General features: G+C 57.5%; 1 protein-coding gene and 1 pseudogene. Both read right to left on the reverse strand.

Annotation, left to right across the window (positions count from 1 at the left end; translation table 11 throughout):
• Positions 1-195, reverse strand: a pseudogene (locus QN219_RS33645) (hypothetical protein); the annotation flags it as partial.
• Positions 196-248: 53 nt separating this feature from the next.
• Positions 249-1,508: a group II intron reverse transcriptase/maturase gene (ltrA, locus tag QN219_RS33650; RefSeq protein WP_284004739.1), complete on the reverse strand. Its 1,260-nt coding sequence runs from the start codon at positions 1,506-1,508 to the stop codon at positions 249-251.
• Positions 1,509-2,153: the final 645 nt, after the last annotated feature.

A 2,153-nucleotide genomic window follows, 5' to 3' on the forward strand; every position in this document is an offset into this window, starting at 1 on the left:
GATGCGCTTGTTCATCGGCGCATTGACGATAAAGGGCGCGACCATCCCATGTGATCTCAGGCCGGCGATGAAGGTCTGCGTCTTCCACGAGCCGAAGGGGGCGTGGGTGCGATAGCGCTGCCCTATTGGTGACCAGCCGGAACGCTTGGTCAGCTTCGTATTGGTCGAGGGGTGAGTAGGCCGGAGGGATTTCACCTGCCGGCCTCTCGCAGAACGGTGCGTGAACCTCTCGATTCACACCGCTCCCATCAGGTAAACGTGTTCGTTCCGAACGCCTTCCAATGTACGAACAGCCCCGGATTTTCCCGCGCCAGCTTTCGCAAGAACAGACTGGCACGGGTTTTATGGGACTGAAAGCGCTTGAACTTTCGCCTGATCCAAGCCCTGAGCTTCTGATTGACGTAATCAGCCAGGATAGACAGGGCCGAGCGACTGAACCGACCGTAGTAGGCAATCCATCCCCGAAGGAGCGGATTGATCTGTCGGGCAATTTCAGCCAGCGTCCCCGGCGTTTGCCGCGGGATGTTCAAGCTTTTGATCGTAGCTCGCATCGACTTCATCGCTGCGGGACTGACCGCGGGCGTGTAGCCACAGAAGAATTCATCTCGCTGTGTGTTCGCCACACGCCGTGGCCGGAACTGATACCCGAGAAAGTCGAACACGACATTCGGGTATTTCCCCCTGCGCCTCTGGTCTTTGCAATAAACGATCTTGGTCTTTGTCGGATGCATCTGAAGCCCGCATGCTGCCAGTCGAGAGGCAAGCTCCGCCTTAAGGGCTTCTGCTTGCTGTTCATTGCAGCAGTGAACAAGGCCATCGTCCGCATATCGGCACCATGGGAGATCCGGATGCGTTCGCGTCAACCACAAATCAAACGCATAGTGCATGAAGAGATTGGCGAGGCAGGGGCTGACAACACCTCCTTGCGGGGTGCCGCATGTTCGCGCAACGACCTCACCATTCTTCTCCATCGGCGCTGTCAGCCATCTTTCGATGTAGAGCAGAGCCCAGTTGCATGTGACGTGTTTTCTGACCGCTTTCAGCAAGAGATCGTGCGGAAGATTGTCAAACAGCCCCTTGACGTCGAATTCAAGCACCCAATCGTATTTCCAGCACCGCTGACGCGTCACCCCAACGGCATCCAAGGCCGATTTTCCCGGTCTGTACCCGTAGGAGTCTGGAAGAAAGAGGGAATCCAAATCCGGCTCAATCATCTGCTTGACCACCATCTGCGCGATCCGGTCGCTGACGGTGGGCACACCCAAAACCCTTTCGCCTCCAGTCTTCTTCGGAATGGAGACGGCCCGCACCGGCGGCGGAAAGTAGGTCCCGGACGACATCCGATTCCAGATCTTGTAGAGGTTTCTCGCAAGGTCTTTTTCGAACATCTCCAAGGTCTCACCGTCCACCCCGGCTGCGCCATGGTTGGCTTTGACCGCTTTGAAAGCTTCGTACACTTGCCGTTTCTCAATTCGAAACGGTTTGTCTGTCGTATTCTGCGAAGTCATCCTGCTTCCAGTTGTTCCAAACAATACGACCACCTGATCCGCCCCCTTTGCTCCGGCCCCATTACAGGGCCTTCAACGCTCATACGGGGCAGTCCGCCCCAGTCTCCTGCATCAGTACTCTCGCCTCGCGGTTTGCTCCGCTTGAGCTTCTCCCTTTGCATCAGGAGCCTGGTTCCTGCAGTTCCACGCGAAAGCCTGTGTCCAACTCACGCCCCCTCTACGCCGGTCGCCGCCCGCCCGGTCATCAGGCATCTGGCGGACTTGTCCCAGGGTGACGAAACGGTCCTGGTTTCGACGACGTTTAAGTTCATAACGACGCGTCTTCGGAGGGTTCACTTTCGTTCGTCTTTCGGACACGCACCTGCTCGGATCTCGTCCGAACGTTTCATCCGACGCTCACCACCACGGCTCTTTACCGCAGCAGCTCGGACTGGTTTGAGACCCGCTCCTGAAAGCCGATCCCGGAGGGCCATCCTCCATCATTCACGCAGCTTCACGTTACGGTCTTAGTTCATACCGAACTCCTTCCGTGCCTCTGCAGCACACTCTCGTCGATAAAGATCAGCCGCGCCAATGCCTTGTTGAAGAAGCGTCGCCGTCGCCGGATCCAGAGCTCACGCGCCCGCGCGATCTCCGGGCGCTGCT

The organism is Sinorhizobium sp. 8-89, from assembly GCF_030124325.1.
In the GTDB taxonomy this organism is placed as follows: Bacteria; Pseudomonadota; Alphaproteobacteria; order Rhizobiales; family Rhizobiaceae; genus Sinorhizobium.

Bases quoted from the DNA above. Each gene is read 5' to 3' on its own strand.
- ltrA (WP_284004739.1), bottom strand. From the start codon at position 1,508: ATGACTTCGCAGAATACGACAGACAAACCGTTTCGAATTGAGAAACGG.